General features: G+C 29.3%; 2 protein-coding genes. One reads left to right on the top strand and one right to left on the bottom strand.

All coding sequences use genetic code 11. The features are described 5' to 3' along the window. Positions 1-976 (top strand): ATP-grasp domain-containing protein (locus HT732_RS10065; RefSeq protein ID WP_240155856.1); only part of this gene is annotated, 976 nt, incomplete at its 5' end. Here HT732_RS10065 and HT732_RS10060 read toward each other — a convergent pair. Then, complete coding sequence (locus HT732_RS10060) at positions 957-3,257, bottom strand: hypothetical protein (RefSeq protein ID WP_173254987.1); 2,301 nt, start codon at positions 3,255-3,257, stop codon at positions 957-959. The two genes, HT732_RS10065 and HT732_RS10060, sit on opposite strands and share 20 nt — an antisense overlap. Between the last annotated feature and the right edge of the window lie 26 nt (positions 3,258-3,283).

Below are 3,283 nucleotides of genomic sequence, written 5' to 3'. Positions count from 1 at the left end.
TAAATTGTTATCGGTAGGAGAAGTTATGAGATTAGTAGTCATTTTAAATGTCAACCCAGATTCATCCATTCAAACAAAAATTATCGAAAATAGAGAATACACTCGCAATGAATTGAGAGATATTCTCCATAAAAGTTTTTCTAAATTTATTGATGAAATCATATTTTACGATAATTTTGAGAGATTCAAAAAAAGTGTTTTTAATCATCTAGACGACTTTGTGTTAAATTTTGATTTTGGATATAACAGTCGAATTAGAAACATGAGTGTCCCAGCATTCTGTGAAAATTATAAAATTAAATATTTCAACCCAGACCCATATGCACAAGTTTTATGTCAAGATAAATTTATGACAGAGAAATTTGCAGAAAATTTTGGTATAAAAGTCCCAAAAAGCTTGTTAGTATTTGCTCATTCATACACTAAAGAAATTCTAGCGAACTTTGAATATCCAATTATTATTAAACCGAACTATGAATCAGAATCAATAGGAATTACACAAAACTCTATTGTTGAAAATATGGAACAGGCAGATATGGCACTCAAGCAATTAATGAAGGACTTTGATGGTATTCTAGTAGAGGAATACATTGAAGGGAGAGAAGTAGCTATTACTATTTTGGAAAATGAAGGAGAGTTATTTTTTGAAGAAGTTGAACTTATTTTTCCAGAATCTAATGAATTCAAGTATCAGGCTTATACTTCAGAAATTAAACAAAAAATCGGTATAGAAATCGGAAAAAGTTGCTATTTAAGCGATAAAGATATTATCAACTTAAAGCAACTTTATAAGAACTTGTCTCCAAATAAATTGATACGAGTAGATGGTCGAATAAAAAATGCAGAATTTTATCTAATAGAGATCAATGCCAACCCTGGGTTGTATCCAAAATCTGTTGTACCTAAAACATTCAACATAAATGGCTATACGTACGATGAAATGATACAAACACTCTTTACTCATCATTTAAATTAAGGGGTAGTTTCCACGAAGTTTCATACATTAACTTCATTTCGTAATCATTCTTAATAATATCTTCCTCTATTTTATTTTTGTATTCTTCCATTTTTTCGAGGTTATACATTTTTTGATAATAATGATAGAGATTGTAGTAAATCTTATCCAAAAAACGCTTAAAATATGTCTTTGGGATGAGTTCCTCCAATTCAACAACAATTGACTGACATTCAAGACTACCTACTCTATCCTTTAAGAGATAATAAACAACTAAATTATTGTAAATGGCAAATCGGTCATATTCATCATATGCGGTGATTTTTGCGCTATTAAGTAACTCTGGTATTGCTTCATCAATATCTCCACTATAAAATTTTATTGTAGCCTCGTTATGAAGAATCATATGATTATATACAAGCGATTCACCGAAATAGTCTCGAGCAGTTATTAAAGATTGTTCGGCACTAGAAACATCTCTGTCTACAGCATATAAGTAAGCTAGATAGATAGCATGAAGTCCTGAAAATTCAGAATCTTGCTCCTTAAAAATTCTCTCCGTAATTGACTGAACAATTTTTATACGGTCAGAAAATTGGCTATAAAAAACATTAGATAATCTGATTAAGTAGGGATATAGTGGATGAGTGTTTTGCGTACTTAATTCCTCGAAAATACGTTTTGCTTCTTCTCTTCTTTCAACTTGTACTAAGTTCATTATTAAAACCAAAGAAAGCTGGAAGTGTTGTGATGAGTTTTTATCTAGCTTAACTATATTTTTTTCAATATAGTTAATAGAAGCATCAAATTTTTCACATCGATTTAGTAATAATGCTTTGCCAAAAACAACCTTATCAGTATTGTGAGAGATGAAATTAATGAAAGATAGGGATTGTTGATACAAATTAGCATCATAGGTAATTTTTACAAGTGACAGTATAAAATCTTCATCAATTGTTTTTACATCATGCTGTAGTAGATTGAATTTTTCAAAATAAGCTACACGACCTTCTTGTGAATCAATTCTTATCAATCTCTCTCGAATTTTAGGGAAAATAGATTTGAGTTGTAAAAACTGGCGGTGAAGTAAATAATGGTCAACTAAAATATCAAGATATTCAGCATTATTGGTTTCATATAATTTTTGGTTAATATACTTAACTAACAGAGAGCTTAGAGCTAATCTTAACTTAGGGAAAAATGTTGTAGGGCTAACAACCATATCTATAAAATTAGGGATTGATAAGGAAGAGTGATTTCGTTCTAGTAAATCTTTATTTACTAGAAAATCAATATTTTCCGAATCAAACTCCCCGTATAGTTGGGATAAAATTTCCATCAAATCAACTTGAGCTAACCTATTCTTTGTTAAGGAAAGTAAGATTAAAAGGGCTGTTTGTTTGTCTGATAATTCTTCAACAATTTGTTTAATCGTTTGTAATTTTACTGTCCGATCCAACCGTACTCTATCATCAAAATCCTTTAAAATTGTGGAGATTTCTGCTAAATCTCCTTTTTCAATACTATCATGTAAAATTGTAAAATCAATTTGCTCATAATGCAATTCTAACTTTTCAGTTAGTTGTTGGATGTAATAAAGAATATGTTCATTAGAAAGTCGATTTAAGTGATAGGTTTTAAGAAAAAATTTACTACTATTTTTCAAATACTGCTCCACTCTGTTATCGTCACACTCAAAAATAAACAGACATTGTTGAGAAGCCACTATTAATTTATTAAATAAATCCAAAGAAGAACGATCAATCTGAGAGGCTTGTGGATACAAAATAGATAATTTTTTCTGTTTTAGAACATAATTAGCATATTCAAAAAGATTTTCCACTTGAGCTTTTAGCACAAACGTCTCATATTGAGTAGGTTCTTCTATCAATGAAGGTAAGTCAATCTCTGATACTTCTAGTCCAACATTATTATCTTTAAAAAATGTTCCAATAAATGCTTTACCAAATATTGCTGAAATTTTCAGCAATATTTTAATAGCTTTATCACTAGTCATTTTTTTGGTGTAAAATTCTTTAAAATCATCATAACCATACTCGCTACTGAGCTTATCCAATTCTATAACAAATCTTTTAAATGTTGAAAAAACATTGCTATCATCTAATGGAAGAACTTCTATAAAAGATAAGTTTAGTTTCTTAGATATTTCATTAATAAATTCGGATTTCCCTATGCCTGAATCAGCTTTAATGATATAAACTTGATTCAATCCACGATTCAAATTATTAGTGTAATCTTTTTGTAAATTACAAAGCTCTTCTTTACGATTGATAAACTTCATGACATTTTCCTACCGATAACAATTTA

It is taken from the genome of Streptococcus sp. 5346 (assembly GCF_013277455.1).
Classification (GTDB): domain Bacteria; phylum Bacillota; class Bacilli; order Lactobacillales; family Streptococcaceae; genus Streptococcus.
Note: the sequence above shows the minus strand (reverse complement) of the source record. Positions and strands in the feature narration are given on the sequence as shown.